The sequence below is a fragment of the Thiocapsa sp. genome (genome assembly GCF_018399035.1).
Lineage (GTDB): Bacteria > Pseudomonadota > Gammaproteobacteria > Chromatiales > Chromatiaceae > Thiocapsa.
In genome coordinates this window covers 407,259-423,903 of the sequence record NZ_CP073760.1, presented here as the reverse complement: position 1 = coordinate 423,903, position 16,645 = coordinate 407,259, and the positions used below count along the sequence as shown (strand labels likewise).

Here is a 16,645-nt window from a genome sequence, read left to right as displayed (position 1 = left end):
TCCACGACAGCCATCATGGACACGCGGTGGCGATATCGTTGTTCGAGACGCGGATACTGATGCCCTGCCGCACACGGGCCTGCGCGCCGGATGAGAGGTCGATCGCACGCGCCCTCAGATCCCAAACGGACCCGGAGCACAACGACTGGCCGCTCGACCCCGAGCCGCCCACGACGCCCACCTGCTGTGTACCGATGAAACACCCCTGGTCATTGATGTCCGTCGCGTCCAGTTGGTTGTTCGTAATAGGTGTCATCCCGATACAGCTCGGTGCGGGAACAAGATCGACCTCGATATCGGATGAGCCGTCGCCGTTGACATCAAAGCACTTATGATTCTTTCGCCCCTCGCAGAAAAAGACGGCCTTCGGGCTTTCCGCAGAGAGACTTTCGATCAGGAGCGGCAAGTCGTTGACGGCGGCCTCCAAGGTCGCCTCCGCCGCCTTCTCGACCTGTTGCTTGTTTTCGAGATTGGAGACCACGGCAAGGTTGCTGCTTCCCATATCGAAGACGGAGACGGCGATCAGTGTCGTCAGCAGGAGCATGATCAGCGCGATCACGAGCACCGCGCCGCGCTGTTGACCGACAACCGCAGAATACGCATTCATCACATGTCCTCCCGTCTGCCCGCGACGTTGTTCAAGCGCACGGTGGTGCTGTAGGCTTGGCGCTTATAGGCATCGCCCGGTGCCTCGACAACCTCTTGACCGAGATGATAGGTCCGATCATCCAGGTGTCCGTGTGTCGGCGTTGCATTGCGCACCAAGAGATGCACCCGGACGGCCACCACGTCTCGCCAATCCCGGGATCGACGATGCTTTCCAAGTATTCGTCCGGCTCGCCTCCACCGTCGTTGTCGATTCCGTATTCGAAATGCAAATGCTCGATCCCCTCCGCGATCGGGGTCACCGTGTAGCCGGCCGCCGTCAGCTCGGCCCGTTTCAGCGTCGGTATGCCGTCGTTGGGCCGGTTGCTCGGCGCCAGGTAATAGAGTCGGCTGTAGAGTCGGTAGATCGGGGCATAGGCGCCTGCCGTGCAGGAGCGTACTCGCGCTGTCAGTGCCGCCCTGCTGGTCGCAATCCAGGGAGAACAATTCGGCGGGTCCAAGCAGTCGGCCGCGCACGCCGGCTGCTGAAGATGCGGCAAACCCTCGACAAAGGCGTCGCAATCCGGATCGCCGACGGCACAGGTGCTCGTGCGTCGCACCGCGAGAAGGTCGCTCCCGATCAAGACGGCGCCGATGGCAGTACAGGCTTGCGGCAGCGCTGCGATGTTGTCCGCACCTTGAACCGGATGGCTACGCGCCGCGTCGAGATTCGCCGCGGCCGGACAGAGGCTCGGCAGCGCCGCGCCTGCGGGTATGAGTGCCTCGCCATAGAACCCCGCGTTGCTCAGATCGTCCGTGATCATCTGCATGGCGTAGCGCGCGTTCTGGATCTGGCCGATGGATTTCTCGATCTCGTAGCGGGTTCGGCTGTTGTTGGACAGCACCAGGGCGAGTGTCCCGAGCAGGAACACACCGATCGTCATCGCGATCATCAGCTCGATCAGGGTGAAACCGCGCGAGCCCATCTTGCGGCTCCGACGCTCGGCATCCTCGGACGCGGCTCGTCGCCTCAAACCGACGGGCACGCCGGCACGCCTCGGCCTCGAATGGTCGGGAATCCCGATGCCGCGGTGGATCTCGGCTCGACGGCTTAACGTGGTGCACATAGCTACGGGCCTCGGTTAAGATCGGCCAAGGTCAGCTGGACCGCCAGCACGCGGCGCCTGCCCGCGGAACCGTAGTCGGCGCCTTGCCCGCAGGTCAGGCTCGGGGCGACCGTGTCGCTCAAACCCTGCCAGGCGACGCTGACGCGGAAGGTCGCCGGGTCGACCGGCAGCCGTTCGATACACCCGCGGGCACCGATCATGGCACCGAGAAACGCCTCGGAGTCGTCGGTCGTTCCCGCACCCTTCAGCGCACGACTCCATTCGCAGAGATCACGCTCGGTCAGATCGGCCTGAGCGCACCCCTGCGCCGGATCAAAGTCGTCCCCCAAGCCCACGACCGTCATCGTCCCCGAGGCCGCATAAGCCCCTGCCTTGGCATCGCTGCGCTGACTGTTGATGCGCGCCGCCATGTCCTCGACCAGGACCAAGGCATGCGCACGCTGATAGGCCTCCATCTGGGTTGCGGCCATCTTCGCCTGAAGGCCCGCGAGGCCGAGCAACCCGACCGCGATGATCACCGCCGTCACCAAGACCTCGATCAAGGTAAAGCCGGACTCCGCGCCGCCGATGTGCCGCAACCCGCGCATGGTCAACAGCCTCCGTCCCTGATCATGGGCTGGCCGCTCGGCTCGATCCGAACACAGCGCTTTTTCGCCCCGCCGTCGCTCTTGGACGCCACCTGGAAGGCTGCGCTGGCGGTTTGTGCACGCAAACGTCCCGAAGCACGGTAGGTCACGTCCGTCTGTCGGGTACTCAGCGTCACCGCCGTCACCGGATCACGCCGGATCAGCGCGACACCCGGCACCGCCGTGCTGGTGGCGGTCCAACCGGACTCCCAACCCGCGTCGGCGTTCAAAGGTGCGAGGACCACGTCTCGATTGAGTCGGATGGCCTCCGATCGTGCCCGCCAAAGCGCAGCCTGCAGGTCGCTCGCCGCGGCATGGACGCGCTGATCGGCGATGAAGCGCGAAAACGAGGGAACCCCGATCCCGGCCAGGATCGCTACGATCGTGATGACCAACATCAGCTCGAGCAAGGTGAAGCCCGAGAGGCGCGCCGCAGGGGTGCGGGATCTCCGATCGGCGAACGGCAAGGTCTCGGCTTTCATCTCAATCCTCTCTCATCACCACTTTCCGCTTGGCGCCTTGGCGCCCGCCTGGTTCAGCGACAAGGCCGCTCCACCGAGATCCATGACCTGCATGGAGCCCGCTTTCGGCGTCGCGCTCACCGTGAAGGTCGGCGGAGAACCCGTCGGCGCGGACACCGCGACGGTGTAGAACTTCTCAACCCGGTCCGGCACCGCCGCGAACCCCAGCGCGTCGATCGAGACCGCGTACCGGCGCGCGTCCATCAGAAACTGCTGCTGGCGTTGGGCGAGATCCATCAGAAAGGATTGCGCATCGGCGCGATTGGCCTTGCGGACATGCTCCTGATAGCTCGGATATGCGATGGAAGCGAGAATCCCGATGATGGCAACCGTGATCATCAGCTCGATCAGGGTGAAGCCGCGCTTGCGGGCTGCCCGATTCCGACCGCCGGGACCTGGCGGCTCGGATGCCCACGAGGCGCAGACCTCGGGATCGAGGCACCGACACTGATCCTCGCTCCAGTGCTTCGCGCTGATGGGTCTTGGGATGCCGGGTGTATGCTGACCGACGACCGGCGCAACGATCGGAACCGCTGTCGAGAGGCTCGCCTCGGGAAGCAGCTCGCGGCCGAAGTCGGTGTTGCGCGGTTGATCCGAAGATCTGATCATGGCGGTCGCTCGCTGCTCGGTCGTCGTCCCGCAGCGGTTCGCCGCCGGACAGATCGGCCGGGGAGGACCTCTTCTTCCGATCGGAGTCTCCCCTACCGGGGTTGATCTCGACACACTGCCGCGAGAGACCGAGACGTGCCCCCGCAGGGTCTGACGCACCCGAAAGCCGCTTTGGGCATTTCGCCGGCGCAGTAGAAACGCACCATCTCACTCACCTGTGTCGAGTCCTGACTTGGAGTATGGCGGGCGATGCCGCATAAGACCGCGCGCAAACGCACAAAACGAGCAGATCATTCAACGCTCGGCGCAACGCAAGCGTCGATCGCCAGGCGCGGGGGCAGCGCAAAGACGTGTACGAGCACGCATCATAAGGAAGGCCGCAGCGGGTTCGATCCTGACGATTTTGTCTGTCCCCGCCCGCCAGCTGATCCCCGGAGCCGGTTCCTTCGGGTCGTACCGAAGGCCGTTCAACATGTCCGACCGATCGGTCGTTGTCCTGCCGGTGCAGATTCACCGATGATTGCAGGAAACCGTGGTCTTTCCGGGTTGCGCCGCGAATCAATCCACCGGCGACGCGACGGCAAAGTGAGGCGGCGACGAGGTGCGCGCCGCCGATCCTTCCCTCAGGCCGCAAGGTGCATGGGCGTAATCTGTTCAAGTGAATTGCCGAGCAGATCCTTCGCGCGTTCCAGATCGTAACGCTGTTGCAGGTTCATCCAGAGATCCACCGAGGTCCCGAAAAAGCGGGCGAGCCGCAGAGCGGTCTCGGCCGTGATGCCGCGCCTTTCGCGCACGATCTCGTTGATCCGTGCGGGAGTGACGCCGATCGCACGCGCGAGGGCGTTGCTGGAGAGCCCCAACGGCAGCATGAAGTCCTCGCGCAGGATCTCGCCGGGGTGAATCGGGGGCAGTTTGTCGGTCATTGCAGTGGTACCCTAATGGTCATCGACGATCTCCACCTGCGTCGGCCCGTCGGCAGACCAGACGAAGCACACGCGCCATTGATCATTGATGCGAATGCTGTGCTGGCCGGACCTGTCACCCCGCAAGGCTTCGAGACGATTGCCCGGCGGGATGCGCAGATCCGACAGATCACGGGCCGCATCGAGATCACTCAGTTTACGCCGCGCCGGACCCTCGATATTCACGAAGCGCTTCACCCGCAGGCGCTCGAACAAGCGTCTCGTCTCGGCGCATCGGAATGATTGGATCGCCATGACTTAATCGTATATCGATAAACGATATATCGCAACGGCAACGGGATCCTCTGCACTCTGCAAAAGACGCTCGACCGCAGCCCGGAATCGTGCTGTGACTGGTCTGTGCGGTGCTGAGCGGCACCGATGCGCGTGCCTTGGCAGCGGAGCGTGACAGCACGGCCGATCCGCGTGAGACGCTCGATCTGATCGACTTGGTTCTGCGCTTGCTCACCCGGCGCTGCGGTGCGCTGACGCAGCCGCGCCTCGAAAAGATCCAGGTCCTCGACAGTACACAGCTCGGAACACTCGGCGAGGCGCTCTTGGATTTCGGCTCGGTCGCCGATTTGGACGCCTGCCTGCGGGAGCATTGAGCGTGCGGTGATTCGGCACCCCGGATATCTTGGAAAACCGTTGGTCCGTCCCTTGTTTCCGAGCAGGTAAATCCTTTCCCGGAAATCACCTTGGACGCAGGCCTTGTTGTTCCTCGTAGGCATCGCCGATCTGTTGGGCCTCTGACTGCACCCGGCGCAGCGCCGCTGCGCCCCGTGCATCGACTTGATCCCGCCGCGAGCCGATAGGCCGAAGCGCCGAGGCGCCGTAACCAAAACAGGGACTTTCTGACAAAGACGTCGAAAACCGCCCCTTTAAGTCGGCCCGCCGGGATTTCCGGCGGGCCTCGTATCTCTTCGCGTCGTGCTATCCGCAAAAACGGTACTTGCATGTGACCGTGATTCGATGGCCCACGCCGGAATCGACTACGCGCTGTAGGGTCACGAAATCCCATTAGCGATCCCGCGCGCATTGTGAAGAGTAATCGCACGCCGAAAAAACGGTCGGGAGGGCAGCGTGACATTGCAAACCGACACGACCTAGAGATAGCGACTCCAAAGAATCGAAACGGCGGGGTCCGTGGAAGGATCTGCTGGGCAGCCCCCACCTCCACCTCCACCTCCACCTCCACCTCCACCTGTCGCAGGTCCGGGAGCCTGCGGCGTAAAGGTTGCGGGAAGGTCGCGAAGGTTGATTACGGTAGTGTTGTTCATCTGATTTTGCACCGTGGTCCCAAGCCCCAACGCCGTGGCGTAACCCCGTAAGGTGGTGTTGCCACCACTGACAAACTGGTTACCGGCCTTGACGTTGCCCCGTATATGATTTCCTGTGGCCAAGGTCACATTACCCCCACATACGGACTGCAGTCAGCATTGCCGCAACTCCCAGCCATGAACGCGAAGTTGCCGATGCCTCCATTTGCATTCGGCTGATAAGCATCACCGGTGCAGAACTGTAGTGGGTACAGGCCGGGAAAACTCTGATTCGCGCAGATCCCGCTGATGCGCGATTGGTCGTCGCGGCTGTAGATAACACCCCCGACCTGGCCACTGTACCCCGCAAAATTCGGGGCATAGACGTTCAAATTGCCGCTGGTGTTAATATTCGAAGTTGACACGAAGGTATTGAAATAGACGCCGCTTGAAACTTCGAGATCGCCTTCGAACCAGATCACACCGGGCGCCAACCCTTTGCCAGCAATGGTCCATCTTGAGCTTCCGCTATTGTAGCTGAAGCAGGTTCTGTTATTTTCCCCCTTGCAAATCGTCTTTAGGGAGGTGGCAGGTGTGCTACAACGCGGTGTCCCAGACGTGGAATTAGCCGCCCGCGCAGCAATGGGGCAGAGATAGTCTTTGTAGTGACTATTGTTCAAAAGATCATCGAACAAAAAATAGTTGCCATCGGCAAGACCATTAACACGACGTACCGATACCTGCTTGTAGCCATTGACAATCTTGAAGGCGTAGTTCGCAAGCTCCTCGATGTCCCGAGCGTCGAACGTATCGGTGTCGATACTGATGGGTTCGACAGGGGCGATGGTGACTGTGAGTCCGGGTGTGACCCGAACCCAGGTGGCGATCGCCGGATTACTGCCCGAGATCCTCAAGACACCGCCGATCTCGCCGTACTGTGTCCCGCCCCAGTTGGTGTCGCTAAGATCCTTCTCCGCTCGCAGCGCATCCGCCGTGCTGCCGGAAAGGCCAATCGACCCAGAGGCAATCCGAACACTCCCTTTGGAAATTACGCTGTCCGCGCGCGAGTTCCCGCGCAGATCCACCGCAAAGGGCACGCCGTAAGCGTCATTGACCAACGTGCCGCATCTCTGGGTTCCCGTATTGTCGCTCACTCCGATCGCGGACACCGGGCCGAACGAGCCCGAACCATCACCGATCACGGTACCATTGGCTTTGACGACTCCTCTAGCGGAAGCCCCGCCGGTGACACACACGTTGCCCCGAGCCTGGATACTCGCCTGTCCCGACACGCTCCCAGTCAGCTGGACATCGCCGTTCGCTCGCAGGGTGTCGAACGACGAGCCGCTGCCCAACTGAACGGAACCAGTCGAGTTGATGGTATTGACACCCGTAATCGAGTTGCCCCCGGTGTTCACATCGCCCTTGACGTTGATCTCATAAGGCTGACCCGATATACCCTGAACCGTGATGTTGCCGCCGAGGTTGAGGTTCTTGTTAAAGTGAATGACACCACGGATTTCGTCTGGTGTTTCGTCGTCGCAGGTGACCGGGGAATTATGTGGAACGCTAAACGGATGCGCTCCGTAGCCTCGGCCCGAGTTCCTTCGGCAACCAGACTTTCGATCTCGACCTCCAGATCGACTGGATTGCCTGGCGAGGGTTCTCCCTCGATCCGTGCCGATACATCTATGTCTTCTAAATCGATATCGAGTACTCCTCCTGCGGACAACAGGTCTTGCTCGAATACGGTCCAAGTACTTGACTCCTCGGCCACCGTCGCCAAGTAGCCCGAGATTAGGTCAGCCGCACCCCATGCCCGCGCCTGTGCCATCGTTCTTGCATGGAAGGCCATGTTCTTCTCTTGCGCCGATCCGACAAAGCGAACTGTGCCGAGTGTCGCGGCGGTCAGGGAGATACCGATCAAGAGAACGATCAGTACCGTAGCGATTCCGTCTTGTTTGGGCTTACTGTATTCTTTCATCAGGTTACCCCGTCTTTCCGATTCCGTTTCGCCGGGCGCTATCCAAGAGATCATTGCCGGCGACCAAGGTGTCGCCGACGGTTGCGCATTAGTGAGTCGGCAGTTCGCGATTGCTATTGACGAAGGCCGATCAGACAAGTTGTTGAATGCAGATCCGTACTGGATCCTACGTGCGTGGAGCTGATCGTCACTGCGAAGCGCCCCTGGACGACCAAACTCGCTGCCGCCCCGAGCGGCCAACAGGGTCCAGCCACGACCGAAAAGTCGATCTCAGGGTATTCGCCCGTCGGGTTGATGGGTGTCGGATGAATAAGGGTCAAAGCAGTCCAGTCGTCCAGCGGCCACCCCGGTCCCTCGCAATCTCCTTCTTCCTCTTGGGTGAGATAGTCTAGCTGGCCCCTCGCAGACGCCAATAAACCAGCACAAAAGAAGGCATCTGGGTCATCGGGGTCGCCCCAGCGCCAGAAGATAGCATTCCCGATCCGTTACCGGACACCCCGGGTCGCAACCGGTCAAAGTCTCCCCAACCAACTCGCCGTTCTCGCAAAGCAGCAAGTCGTCTGCTCGCGTCGGCGTCGGATTGACGAGGCTCCGGCCGGCATCGGACAGATTCAGATGGGTAAACAGAAAGGCCGCAGCGAGATCGCCGGACTGCCTCGCATCGGCATTCGATTCCATCGTCAGTCGCACGACCGAGCGGTAAGCGGACATGAGCGTCAAGACGATGAGCATCGAGACGACTAGGCCGACCATCGCCCCGATCAAGGTCATGCCCCGCTGCCCAAGCCCGGAGTGATAGATCATTGCTCGCCCCTGTGTCATCGTGACTTAAAGATCGAGCCGTACGGTCCCATCACCGCTGAAGATGGCCGTACTCTGGATCGAAAGGCTACTTGGCGTGTAAGGCAAATCGAAGCTCTGATCCCCGATGGTCACCGTTACGGTTGTCTCCTCGCCGTCATCGGAGACAGACAGGGACTGCTGAAGGATCGGCACTGAATTCCCGCCTGTTTGAGCGGCTTCACGCAGTAACACGACGCCAAGCCCCTGTGCGATGGTCTGCTGCTGATTCAGCAGCGCCTTCGAAACCGCAAGCCCGAGTCCTAAGCCGAGGATGGCCAAGAGCATGAGTGCCACCATGCTCTCCATCAGGGAAGTACCCTGTTGGCGGTCCACTGTCCGATGCCGTCTCATCCTTGTCGGACCGATCGACTCAGAAGGGTGAGGAGTCCGTGTATTCATTTCCTTTTGATATCCGATAGCCGAAGTTACCGAGTGGGCGGCCCTTATTGGTGATCTCCAGTGGGAAGTTTCCTGACGTCCGCGTAATCTCGATGCCAGGCGAAAGCACTGCCTCCCACACAGAGTCCCCGCTCGGCACGCGTACCGAAACCGTTTGCGTCTCCTCGTCGTAGTCGATCTGCGCTGCCGGCGTACCGTCGGTCAAACCGCCTGGATTTCTCATCGCCAGTGATCTTGCCACCGCGATCGCTTGCATCAGTTGGGCATCGGCGGTATCGACCTGCGCCGAATGGATCAGCCGCTGCGTCAAAGGCACAGCCGTCAACCCCAGAAAGGCGATGATGGCGAGCGTCACCATCATCTCGACGAGCGTGAAGCCGTCTCGTTTATCGGGTATCCGCTCTACCATTGATCGATCCCGCAGATGCTGGCCGAGGACACCGTCCTCGTATTGTTCTGTGTCAACGTCAGATCGCAGCCTGCCATCGAACCGGTTCCGGCTGCGCTCAAGATATAGGTGTTTCCCGAAGGCAGGACGCTAAAGTTGAAAAAGGCGCCTTGCGACGGACTCCATGCCGGAAAGGCCCCGACCACAGTTGCAGTTCCGACCAGGTTCGACGAAGGATAGGACAGGGTCCTCTGAAATCCGTTCTCCAATGCAACGGAGAGCGTCATCAGATCGACGCCAACGTTTCTGGCCCGACTCCGGCGGTTGTAATCGTCATATGACGGGATGGCGATCGCCGCGAGGATGGCAATGATCGCAACCACGATCATCAGCTCCATCAGCGTAAATCCTCGGGAAACGGATCGGGCTTTTTCGGATTCATGTGCGGATCACCCATACTCGAAGCATCGCGGGAACAGCATGTACACTGGTATGCTCAAGCCTTTTCCGTGCCAAGACGCCGATAGGCATCGGGGTCAAGGCATCGGGCGTCAGCGGGCATCGAGGTCAGGTCTTTCCTCATCGGCATCGGGGTCAGGTCTTTCCTTGTGACTTTCCAGTGGAGGGAGAAACCGGGGACGGACCAGAATGGCACTCAGTTAAGAAGATCTATCTTAAGAGCATAGGCTTACGTGATCCACCAACGGCCAAGGCACTGTTAAACTCGGCGTGGCTCTCGCTTTCCAGGTCTCCGACGGCGGCTCCGCGACTTTTAGCGGCAGCTACGGCCCTCGCAGCCTATTGTTTCATAAGGGTCCTCGCCTTCACTGAGTGCCATTCTGGTCCGTCCCTGGTTTCACTTAAAATTTGTCTGAAGCATAGACGAGACTGCGCCTTAGGCGTACCGTTCCGTAATGCTTACCGTGATTGAGACCGCGTTGTTTCAGAAGCAGTGGCCTCTGTACTGGACCGAGGAAGAGCGCGGCAGCTTTTGTGCCTACATTGCCGAGCATCCGAACGCCGGTGATGTTGTTCCAGAATCCGGCGGGCTGCGAAAAGTACGCTGGCGACGAGAAGGCTCCGGCAAGTCCGGAGGCGTCAGAGTGATCTATTTCACCCGCACAGTCGAGGGCGCGTTGATTCTTCTCACTTTGTATGCCAAATCGAAGACCGACAACCTCACTGGCCCGAAACTTAAAGAGATTCGCCGTGCACTCGAAGACTGAGCCCCTGAACGATGCAGAACTGGATGCCTACGAGGCCGAGCGCGACCTGGCAGCCGACCTACTTCAGGCCATCGGTGAAATGAAGGCTGGAGACGGACGCGTGGTATGGCCACCGGCACTGGCCGCGAGACAGGAAGTCAGGCTCTCTCAAGCGCAATTCGCTAAGCTTCTCGGGGTCTCGATTCGAACCCTGCAGGGTTGGGAGCAGGGGCGCAAGCAACCCAGCGGTGCCGCACGAACCCTACTCGCGATCGCTCGGCGTCATCCGGAGGTCCTGCGGGATGTCGCGGAAGACTTGCGCACCGCCGACTGATCTTTGGATGACGTTTGTCGGTCCAGTCCGGTTTCCTTCGTTTATCCGATGATCGCGGGAAACCGTGGTCCGTCCCTGGTTTACGCGCTTAACATACGCGGCGGGCTAGGGCTGGGTTTGGTGGTCTGGCCCGGTTTCTATCGGTTCTCCGATGGTCGCGGGAAACCGTGGTCCGTCCCTGGTTTCACTCGAGCGGCTTCCAGTCGCCGCGATCGGGGCGGGGTCGGCTAGATGTTTATCAGGTCTTTCCTTGTGACATTCCAGTGGAGGGAGAAACCGGGGACGGACCAGAATGGCACTCAGTTAAGAAGATCTATTTTAAGAGCATAGGCTTACGTGATCCACCAATAGCCAAGGCACTGTTAAACTCGGCATGGCTCTCGCCTTTCCAGGTCTCCGACGGCGACTCCGCGACTTTTAGCGGCAGCTACGGCCCTCGCAGCCTATTGTTTCATAAGGGTCCTCGCCTTAACTGAGTGCCATTCGGCTCTGACCCCTTTCCCTTTACCCAGGCGGGACTTCCACCCGCTAGAACACGCGGCCTTGCCAGGCCGCACCGTCCCCGTTTTCGCGGAGCTTTGCAGGCCGTTTTACCAAGCTGAGAGACGGTGCGATTCCCCAACGGTTCTATCGAGGCGCGGATCGCGTCGGTCGGGTTAGGTGCGCCGGGGCCGGGGCTGCGCTGTACGGGCGAATGGGCGGTTTAACGAGTACTGGTGGCTGGCCGCGCGGGCAACCGCCGGGACATCGCCGAGTCCGAGGCTGGGCAGCGGCTCAATGAAAGAGCGCATCCGGGGTGTCGGCGGTAAGGATGCGTTCGGACCAGAGACGCAAGGTGTCGCTGTCGGCGGACGCGACGCGCTCGCGCAAGGCGTTGGCAGAGGTCTCGCCGAACTTCTTTTCGATCAGCAAGAGCAGGATGTTGGCCTCGCCCTTCTGGACGCCAATGCGTTGGCCTTTCTCGATTCCGGCGCGCTCGGCACTGGTCACGTATGGCATCTGTTTGGTCTCCTCGTAGGTGTAGAGTTCTTGGAGGAAGGACGCCTCCAGGGTTCTGGGCAAACTGATCATCCAATCGATGACGCGGAACAGCTCCAGGATGTCCTTGCGCGCGTATCCGCGATCATACATCAGGCGAATCAAGCGAAACTTCCAGGCTTTGCGGGTTTCGCCATCCTTGGTGGCCTTGGCGCGGATCTGGGCCATGACGACCAGGGCGAAGGGGTTGTCGCTGGTCTCCAGTTCGGGCCAGCGCTCGGGGGTGTCCCAATCGATGAGCTTGACCATCGGGAAGCGAAAGTCGACGGAACAGCCCCAGATGTCGTCGTGGTAGTGCTCGGGACGAAAGCGCGGATCGGTGTCGGCGAGCACGGCGAGGCTGGCGACGGGCACGCCGTGGGCGTCGCGGATCTTGTGGTTATAGACGAACATGCGCTCGGCGAAGGCCGTTTCGGGTTCGCCCTGCACCTCCACGTGCACCAGCACCCAGGCCGGCTGGCCGTCGAGACGGTGCAGACCGACGAGCTTGTCGGCGTAGCGGCGACCGGTGTCGGCGTCGCGGACGATCTGCTGGAGCTCCTTGTCGAGGAATCGGTAGCCGAGGGACCAGTCGATGTCGACGTGGATGCGTGGAAAGAGCAGCGCGAGGAATTCCGGAAAGTAGCCCTCCAGCGCCTCCTTCCAAGGGCTGTCGTGGTCGCTGCGCGGGGTGGGCTCGCCGGTGTCGGTCATGCGGGGCTCCTGTGACGGGCGATGGTCGCAGTTTAGTCCCCTGCAGGGTTTGATGGACACTCAACGTGGCATCGGGGTCTTTCCTTGTGACATTCCAGTGGAGGGAGAAACCGGGGACGGACCAGAATGGCACTCAGTCAAGAAGATCTATTTTAAGAGCATAGGCTTACGTGATCCACCAACGGCCAAGGCACTGTTAAACTCGGCATGGCTCTCGCCTTTCCAGGTCTCCGACGGCGGCTCCGCGACTTTTTGCGGCAGCTACGGCCCTCGCAGCCTATTGTTTCATAAGGGTCCTCGCCTTAACTGAGTGCCATTCGTGCTCCGAGGGCAGAATCATCTCATCCAGGTCGGGTTCGGCCTGATGCAGCCGGGAAGACACCATGCAGACCAACGGCCTTGCTCGAAACTCCGGCCTTCGTGACACGTGGCGCAGAGCGCCAGGGGCATGCGTGACACCGCAGAGCGGGTGTCACGAGCGAGTGGTGTTTTGGGTGGCCGGCCTGATGAGCGAGGCCCTCGTTGGTCAAAAGCATCAAATCATTAACGGTTCAGAAACAACTTAGCCATTCCGGGTCGGTCCCGCCCCGGGCAGCTCAGTCATCGGCAAGCGGCTAACGATCGTTCGCAACCCGAAGGATGAGCTGAAGACCGGCACCCTGCATGCAATGCTCTAGCAGCTTGGCTTGAGCCTCAGCGATCTGTGAGCGGAGCACCCGATGCAATTCATCTATCCAGCGACCCTGACGCCTGACCCGACCGGTGGCTTCGTGGTGACCTTTCGCGACTGGCCGGAGGCCATCACCCAGGGCGACACCCTTGATGAGGCGCTTCTGGAGGCAGCCGACTGCCTGGAAGAGGCCGTCGCGGCGAGCATCGACGACCGAGGCGAGATTCCAGCGTCCTCGGCCCGTCTGCCCGACGAGCATCCGGTGGCGGTTCCGATCCAGACCGCGCTCAAGGCGGCGTTGTACCTGGCCGTGGGCGAAACCGGCGTCGGACCGACCGAGCTTGCGCGGCGGCTGGGGATCAACGAGAAGGAGGCGCGACGCCTGGTCGATCCCCGTCACGCCAGCAAAGCAGCAATGCTGGAGCGGGCCTTGCTCGCCGTGGGGCGACGTCTGGCGATCGAGGTGGAGAAGGCTGCGTGAGACCAATGGGAGACAGGCTGAACGAAACCTAGGACGGACCACGGTTTCCGCAACCTAACGCGCTCCCAATCGCGCGCTGATCCCTCGGGGTCAGGTCTTTCCTTGGACCGAAACCGGGGACGGACCACGGTTTCCCGCAATCATCGAAGACACGAAGGAAACCGCGCCTGACCAGCAAACGTTATCCAAAGATCAGTCGGCGGTGCGCAACCCGGCAACACGGTGGTTTGGAGGATGGGTTTCGCCGAGGCTCTACCCATCCTACGCGTTCATCAAGGTGTTCCCCGCGCGAAACCGGGGACCGCGAAACCGGGGACGGACCACGGTTTCCCGCGATCCTCGGACCATCTGTTCTCGCGGCAGTGTAGGGGCGTGGCTTGTCCGGGGAGAAATAGGGGACGTACCACGGAATCGTGCACCCCACGGATCGGAGTCTCCCATTTCACGGCTTCCGCAAGAACGTCCTCCAAACCGGTGGCCGTGAGAACCCATTCGGACCAGCGTAGCCGGGTGTTCGGATCGGCGGTTTGAACGCGTTGACGCACGGCCTCCGCTCGGGGCAAACAATATGCTGCGTCGCGCGGGTCATCGACCAGGAGATCCTCTGCCTCCATTACGCTCCAGCGTGGAGCACGTCGCAACGCTCCAGCGTCACGTCACGATCCACCTTGCAGAAGCACAATGACGCACCCCGCACCTCTAACTGAAAGGCGCCGACGGTGTCGCGCGCGTCTTTTTCTGCACTCAGGTCGGTCAACGAATCGTGATGCTGCACTGCTTTGTGAAGAAAACCACCAAGACACCCGTACGTGAACGGCGTCTCGCCGAGGCGCGCATGCAGGAGATTCAACATGCAGACCCACGATGACTTGATCGAGACGCTGATGCGCCGTCCCGCTGTACGGACCGAGGTGGAGCGTTTGGAACGGGAAGAATTCGCCCTGCTCGATCTGTTGCTGAAGGCGCGTCACGAGGCCGGGCTTTCCCAGGCTCAGGTTGCAGAGCGCATGGGAACCCAGGCACCCGCCGTTGCTCGCTTGGAACGGGCGCTGGCGACTGGCCGACACTCGCCTTCCGTGGCCACCTTACGCAAATATGCCCGCGCCTGTGGTAAGCGTCTCTTCGTCGATCTCACGGACTAGGAGAAACCAGGGACGAGGAGAAACCGTGGACGGGCCACGGTTTCCCGCGAGCATCGAGAAAGCGAACGGGGAAAACCAGGTAGAGTAGAGAGCAGGTCGCCAATTACGGTAGCCGTGGCTTATCTGTTTCCGCGCCTTTCGTTTCGCGGTGCCTCAATAGCCAGGACATGGCTGTGACTCCCAGCCCTCCCTCATCAGTAGGGTCGGGAACTGGCGCGCCGACGTTAGGGTCCGGTGGGACCTCCAGCACTTTCGTGCTGGCCCTCAGTCCGGCTCCCATGATCACGTTTCCAGCCCCCGCCACGTCAAACCCGGCGTGCCGTTTTCCGGCACCGGGCTTTCCTGCCGACTTCACATCCAGGGTTATGAGACCTCTTGCACTGGGAGCGCTTTCGGCTTACGCAGCCCGATTCGGTACCCGTCGTAGAGCCCGAGCACCTCGTATAGCCACGTCCTACTCCACCTCTTCCAGCCAAAGCCCTGACGCTGACGCGCGCGCATTAAATGGCGCCGAATCTTCTTCTCCACCCAATCTTGGACATACCCGAAACAGCGACTGGAGTGCCCCACCCGAAAGTAGCCTACCCACCCCCTGAGGATCGGATTGATCAAGGCGATCACCCGATCGATCGGCTGCGAGCGGTAGCGGCGGAACACGTCCTTGAGGCGTTGCAGGATCGCGGTACGCGCCTTCATCCGTGGCGTGTAACGCGCGCCCCAGACCCCGCGCCGAGTCTTGGCCCGGCGGAAGTCAAAGCCCGGGAAGCTGAATGCCCCTCCCTGGCTCAGGTCCAGTCGTCGTGTCTTGTCTTGATTGAGTTGCACATCGAGCTTGGCCAACTCCTCGACCAAGCGTCGCCAGGCCGCGTCCTCGAGCCAGTTCCACCGGCGATACCCATCGACCAAGATCACCAGGTCATCGGCATAACGGGCATACTCGATATAGGTATAGCGTCCGTTGCGGGTGACCTCCTTGGCCCGCTCCAGCATCCGGTCGACCTCGTTGAGGTAGAGGTTACTGAGCAGGGGTGAGATCACACCGCCTTGCGGAACGCCCCGCTTGCCACTGGCCTTGAGGATACGCTTGAGCAAGCCCAAGACCTGATCATCGCGGACCCGCTCCGCCACCTTCCCCAAGAGGAGATCGTGACGAACCGTGTCGAAGTACGACGCCAGGTCCACATCAATCACATAGGTCTTGTTGCTCACAATCGCCTCGGCCACGCGCTGCACGGCTTGATGCGCCGTGCGCTTGGGTCGGTATCCATAGCTTCCATCCTGGAAGTCAGCCTCGAAGATCGGCTCCAGAATCAGCTTGAGCGCCCCCTGGACCACGCGATCGCGAATGCAGGGAATCCCCGGGACGCGCATGCGCCCGTCTCCCTTGGGAATCTCCCGGCGGCGATTCGGTTGCGGTCGGTAGGTTCCGGTGACCAGCTCATCCCGGATGCCTTGCAGAAACGCCTCAACGCCAGCCGCCTCGATGGCCGCGAACGTCACCCCGTCACTGCCGGGGGCACCGTTGTTCGCTTTCGCCATCGCATAGGCCGCGTGCAGGGTCTCCTCTTTGCACACGTGGACGTAGAGTCCCCAGAAGCGCCAGGCCGGTTCAGCCTTCGCCTTGATGTAGATCCTCTTCCTCAGGTCTTGCAGATCGATGGGCGTCGTTGTCATCTCGCCCCTGCCTCCCGTCTTGTTTAAGGATTGCCAACAGTAGGGCGCCTTCGCTCCACGGACATTACCCCGCTTCAGCGCTACTACGCGCCCATCCGCCACCCG

At 61.1% G+C, this 16,645-nt stretch carries 20 protein-coding genes and 2 pseudogenes; 6 read left to right on the top strand and 16 right to left on the bottom strand.

The features are described from left to right. Nucleotides 1-13: 13 nt before the first annotated feature. The 7 genes and pseudogenes from KFB96_RS02050 to KFB96_RS02020 form a co-directional block, all read right to left on the bottom strand. Nucleotides 14-607 carry a PilX N-terminal domain-containing pilus assembly protein gene (locus KFB96_RS02050; RefSeq protein ID WP_213465171.1) on the bottom strand — a complete coding sequence of 198 codons (594 nt, stop codon included), beginning with the start codon at nucleotides 605-607 and terminating at the stop codon, nucleotides 14-16. Next, nucleotides 607-1,571, bottom strand: a pseudogene (locus tag KFB96_RS02045) (PilW family protein). The gene KFB96_RS02050 and the pseudogene KFB96_RS02045 overlap by 1 nt, the downstream one beginning before the upstream one ends. 143 nt (nucleotides 1,572-1,714) lie before the next feature. After that, nucleotides 1,715-2,299, bottom strand: coding sequence for a type IV pilus modification protein PilV (pilV, locus tag KFB96_RS02040; protein WP_213465167.1), 585 nt, complete (start codon nucleotides 2,297-2,299; stop codon nucleotides 1,715-1,717). Nucleotides 2,300-2,301: 2 nt separating this feature from the next. Then, on the bottom strand, nucleotides 2,302-2,820 hold the full coding sequence (locus KFB96_RS02035; RefSeq protein WP_213465165.1) for a GspH/FimT family pseudopilin: 519 nt from the start codon (nucleotides 2,818-2,820) through the stop codon (nucleotides 2,302-2,304). Between the two features lie 15 nt (nucleotides 2,821-2,835). Continuing rightward, nucleotides 2,836-3,468, bottom strand: coding sequence for a type IV pilin protein (locus KFB96_RS02030; protein WP_213465163.1), 633 nt, complete (start codon nucleotides 3,466-3,468; stop codon nucleotides 2,836-2,838). Nucleotides 3,469-4,091: 623 nt separating this feature from the next. Continuing rightward, on the bottom strand, nucleotides 4,092-4,391 hold the full coding sequence (locus tag KFB96_RS02025) for a HigA family addiction module antitoxin (protein ID WP_213465161.1): 300 nt from the start codon (nucleotides 4,389-4,391) through the stop codon (nucleotides 4,092-4,094). Between the two features lie 12 nt (nucleotides 4,392-4,403). Further along, nucleotides 4,404-4,685, bottom strand: coding sequence for a type II toxin-antitoxin system RelE/ParE family toxin (locus KFB96_RS02020; RefSeq protein WP_213465159.1), 282 nt, complete (start codon nucleotides 4,683-4,685; stop codon nucleotides 4,404-4,406). A gap of 110 nt (nucleotides 4,686-4,795) precedes the next feature. Here KFB96_RS02020 and KFB96_RS02015 point away from each other — a divergent pair, with 110 nt between their 5' ends. After that, nucleotides 4,796-5,038, top strand: coding sequence for a DUF4351 domain-containing protein (locus KFB96_RS02015; protein ID WP_213465157.1), 243 nt, complete (start codon nucleotides 4,796-4,798; stop codon nucleotides 5,036-5,038). A 797-nt stretch (nucleotides 5,039-5,835) separates the two neighbouring features. On the opposite strand, the gene KFB96_RS02010 is transcribed toward KFB96_RS02015, so the two are convergent. From KFB96_RS02010 to KFB96_RS27370, 7 genes and pseudogenes are all read right to left on the bottom strand, one after another. Next, a complete protein-coding gene (locus KFB96_RS02010) occupies nucleotides 5,836-7,107 on the bottom strand; it encodes a hypothetical protein (RefSeq protein WP_213501687.1) in 1,272 nt (423 codons plus the stop codon). Further along, nucleotides 7,104-7,673 carry a hypothetical protein gene (locus tag KFB96_RS02005; protein WP_213501685.1) on the bottom strand — a complete coding sequence of 190 codons (570 nt, stop codon included), beginning with the start codon at nucleotides 7,671-7,673 and terminating at the stop codon, nucleotides 7,104-7,106. Before KFB96_RS02005 ends, KFB96_RS02010 begins: the two co-directional genes overlap by 4 nt. Nucleotides 7,674-8,114: 441 nt before the next feature. Next, nucleotides 8,115-8,477, bottom strand: coding sequence for a hypothetical protein (locus tag KFB96_RS02000; protein WP_213501683.1), 363 nt, complete (start codon nucleotides 8,475-8,477; stop codon nucleotides 8,115-8,117). A 24-nt stretch (nucleotides 8,478-8,501) separates the two neighbouring features. Further along, nucleotides 8,502-8,822 carry a hypothetical protein gene (locus KFB96_RS01995; RefSeq protein WP_213465152.1) on the bottom strand — a complete coding sequence of 107 codons (321 nt, stop codon included), beginning with the start codon at nucleotides 8,820-8,822 and terminating at the stop codon, nucleotides 8,502-8,504. A 64-nt stretch (nucleotides 8,823-8,886) separates the two neighbouring features. Next, entirely contained in the window at nucleotides 8,887-9,324 is a 438-nt protein-coding gene (locus KFB96_RS01990) for a prepilin-type N-terminal cleavage/methylation domain-containing protein (RefSeq protein ID WP_213465150.1), read from the bottom strand. Beyond that, a complete protein-coding gene (locus KFB96_RS01985; RefSeq protein ID WP_367115068.1) occupies nucleotides 9,318-9,650 on the bottom strand; it encodes a type IV pilin protein in 333 nt (110 codons plus the stop codon). Before KFB96_RS01985 ends, KFB96_RS01990 begins: the two co-directional genes overlap by 7 nt. A 3-nt stretch (nucleotides 9,651-9,653) precedes the next feature. Then, nucleotides 9,654-9,713, bottom strand: a pseudogene (locus tag KFB96_RS27370) (prepilin-type N-terminal cleavage/methylation domain-containing protein); the annotation flags it as partial. Between the two features lie 504 nt (nucleotides 9,714-10,217). Between KFB96_RS27370 and KFB96_RS01980 the strand changes: the two are divergent. Both KFB96_RS01980 and KFB96_RS01975 read left to right on the top strand, forming a co-directional pair. Beyond that, nucleotides 10,218-10,529 (top strand): type II toxin-antitoxin system RelE/ParE family toxin, encoded by a 312-nt coding sequence (locus KFB96_RS01980; RefSeq protein ID WP_213458717.1) that lies wholly within the window; start codon nucleotides 10,218-10,220, stop codon nucleotides 10,527-10,529. Next, on the top strand, nucleotides 10,513-10,842 hold the full coding sequence (locus tag KFB96_RS01975) for a helix-turn-helix domain-containing protein (protein ID WP_120798845.1): 330 nt from the start codon (nucleotides 10,513-10,515) through the stop codon (nucleotides 10,840-10,842). The genes KFB96_RS01980 and KFB96_RS01975 overlap by 17 nt, the downstream gene beginning before the upstream one ends. A 774-nt stretch (nucleotides 10,843-11,616) precedes the next feature. Here KFB96_RS01975 and KFB96_RS01970 read toward each other — a convergent pair. After that, nucleotides 11,617-12,573, bottom strand: a complete 957-nt coding sequence (locus tag KFB96_RS01970; protein ID WP_213466162.1) for a hypothetical protein — start codon at nucleotides 12,571-12,573, stop codon at nucleotides 11,617-11,619. A 719-nt stretch (nucleotides 12,574-13,292) separates the two neighbouring features. Between KFB96_RS01970 and KFB96_RS01965 the strand changes: the two genes are divergently transcribed. From KFB96_RS01965 to KFB96_RS01955, 3 genes are all read left to right on the top strand, one after another. After that, nucleotides 13,293-13,724, top strand: a complete 432-nt coding sequence (locus KFB96_RS01965; RefSeq protein ID WP_213501679.1) for a type II toxin-antitoxin system HicB family antitoxin — start codon at nucleotides 13,293-13,295, stop codon at nucleotides 13,722-13,724. Between the two features lie 766 nt (nucleotides 13,725-14,490). Beyond that, complete coding sequence (locus tag KFB96_RS26255; RefSeq protein WP_300971234.1) at nucleotides 14,491-14,592, top strand: type II toxin-antitoxin system RelE/ParE family toxin; 102 nt, start codon at nucleotides 14,491-14,493, stop codon at nucleotides 14,590-14,592. Continuing rightward, nucleotides 14,576-14,866 (top strand): helix-turn-helix transcriptional regulator, encoded by a 291-nt coding sequence (locus KFB96_RS01955; RefSeq protein ID WP_213458715.1) that lies wholly within the window; start codon nucleotides 14,576-14,578, stop codon nucleotides 14,864-14,866. Before KFB96_RS26255 ends, KFB96_RS01955 begins: the two co-directional genes overlap by 17 nt. Nucleotides 14,867-15,229: 363 nt before the next feature. Here KFB96_RS01955 and ltrA read toward each other — a convergent pair whose 3' ends face one another. Next, nucleotides 15,230-16,540 (bottom strand): group II intron reverse transcriptase/maturase, encoded by a 1,311-nt coding sequence (gene ltrA, locus KFB96_RS01950; protein WP_213465147.1) that lies wholly within the window; start codon nucleotides 16,538-16,540, stop codon nucleotides 15,230-15,232. Nucleotides 16,541-16,645: the final 105 nt, after the last annotated feature.

Coding starts and splice junctions, on each gene's coding strand:
- KFB96_RS02050 (WP_213465171.1), bottom strand. CDS start 607: ATGAATGCGTATTCTGCGGTTGTCGGTCAACAGCGCGGCGCGGTGCTC.
- pilV (WP_213465167.1), bottom strand. CDS start 2,299: ATGCGCGGGTTGCGGCACATCGGCGGCGCGGAGTCCGGCTTTACCTTG.
- KFB96_RS02035 (WP_213465165.1), bottom strand. CDS start 2,820: ATGAAAGCCGAGACCTTGCCGTTCGCCGATCGGAGATCCCGCACCCCT.
- KFB96_RS02030 (WP_213465163.1), bottom strand. CDS start 3,468: ATGATCAGATCTTCGGATCAACCGCGCAACACCGACTTCGGCCGCGAG.
- KFB96_RS02025 (WP_213465161.1), bottom strand. CDS start 4,391: ATGACCGACAAACTGCCCCCGATTCACCCCGGCGAGATCCTGCGCGAG.
- KFB96_RS02020 (WP_213465159.1), bottom strand. CDS start 4,685: ATGGCGATCCAATCATTCCGATGCGCCGAGACGAGACGCTTGTTCGAG.
- KFB96_RS02005 (WP_213501685.1), bottom strand. CDS start 7,673: ATGAAAGAATACAGTAAGCCCAAACAAGACGGAATCGCTACGGTACTG.
- KFB96_RS02000 (WP_213501683.1), bottom strand. CDS start 8,477: ATGATCTATCACTCCGGGCTTGGGCAGCGGGGCATGACCTTGATCGGG.
- KFB96_RS01995 (WP_213465152.1), bottom strand. CDS start 8,822: ATGGAGAGCATGGTGGCACTCATGCTCTTGGCCATCCTCGGCTTAGGA.
- KFB96_RS01990 (WP_213465150.1), bottom strand. CDS start 9,324: ATGGTAGAGCGGATACCCGATAAACGAGACGGCTTCACGCTCGTCGAG.
- KFB96_RS01980 (WP_213458717.1), top strand. CDS start 10,218: ATGCTTACCGTGATTGAGACCGCGTTGTTTCAGAAGCAGTGGCCTCTG.
- KFB96_RS01970 (WP_213466162.1), bottom strand. CDS start 12,573: ATGACCGACACCGGCGAGCCCACCCCGCGCAGCGACCACGACAGCCCT.
- KFB96_RS01965 (WP_213501679.1), top strand. CDS start 13,293: ATGCAATTCATCTATCCAGCGACCCTGACGCCTGACCCGACCGGTGGC.
- KFB96_RS26255 (WP_300971234.1), top strand. CDS start 14,491: ATGCTGCACTGCTTTGTGAAGAAAACCACCAAGACACCCGTACGTGAA.
- KFB96_RS01955 (WP_213458715.1), top strand. CDS start 14,576: ATGCAGACCCACGATGACTTGATCGAGACGCTGATGCGCCGTCCCGCT.
- ltrA (WP_213465147.1), bottom strand. CDS start 16,540: ATGACAACGACGCCCATCGATCTGCAAGACCTGAGGAAGAGGATCTAC.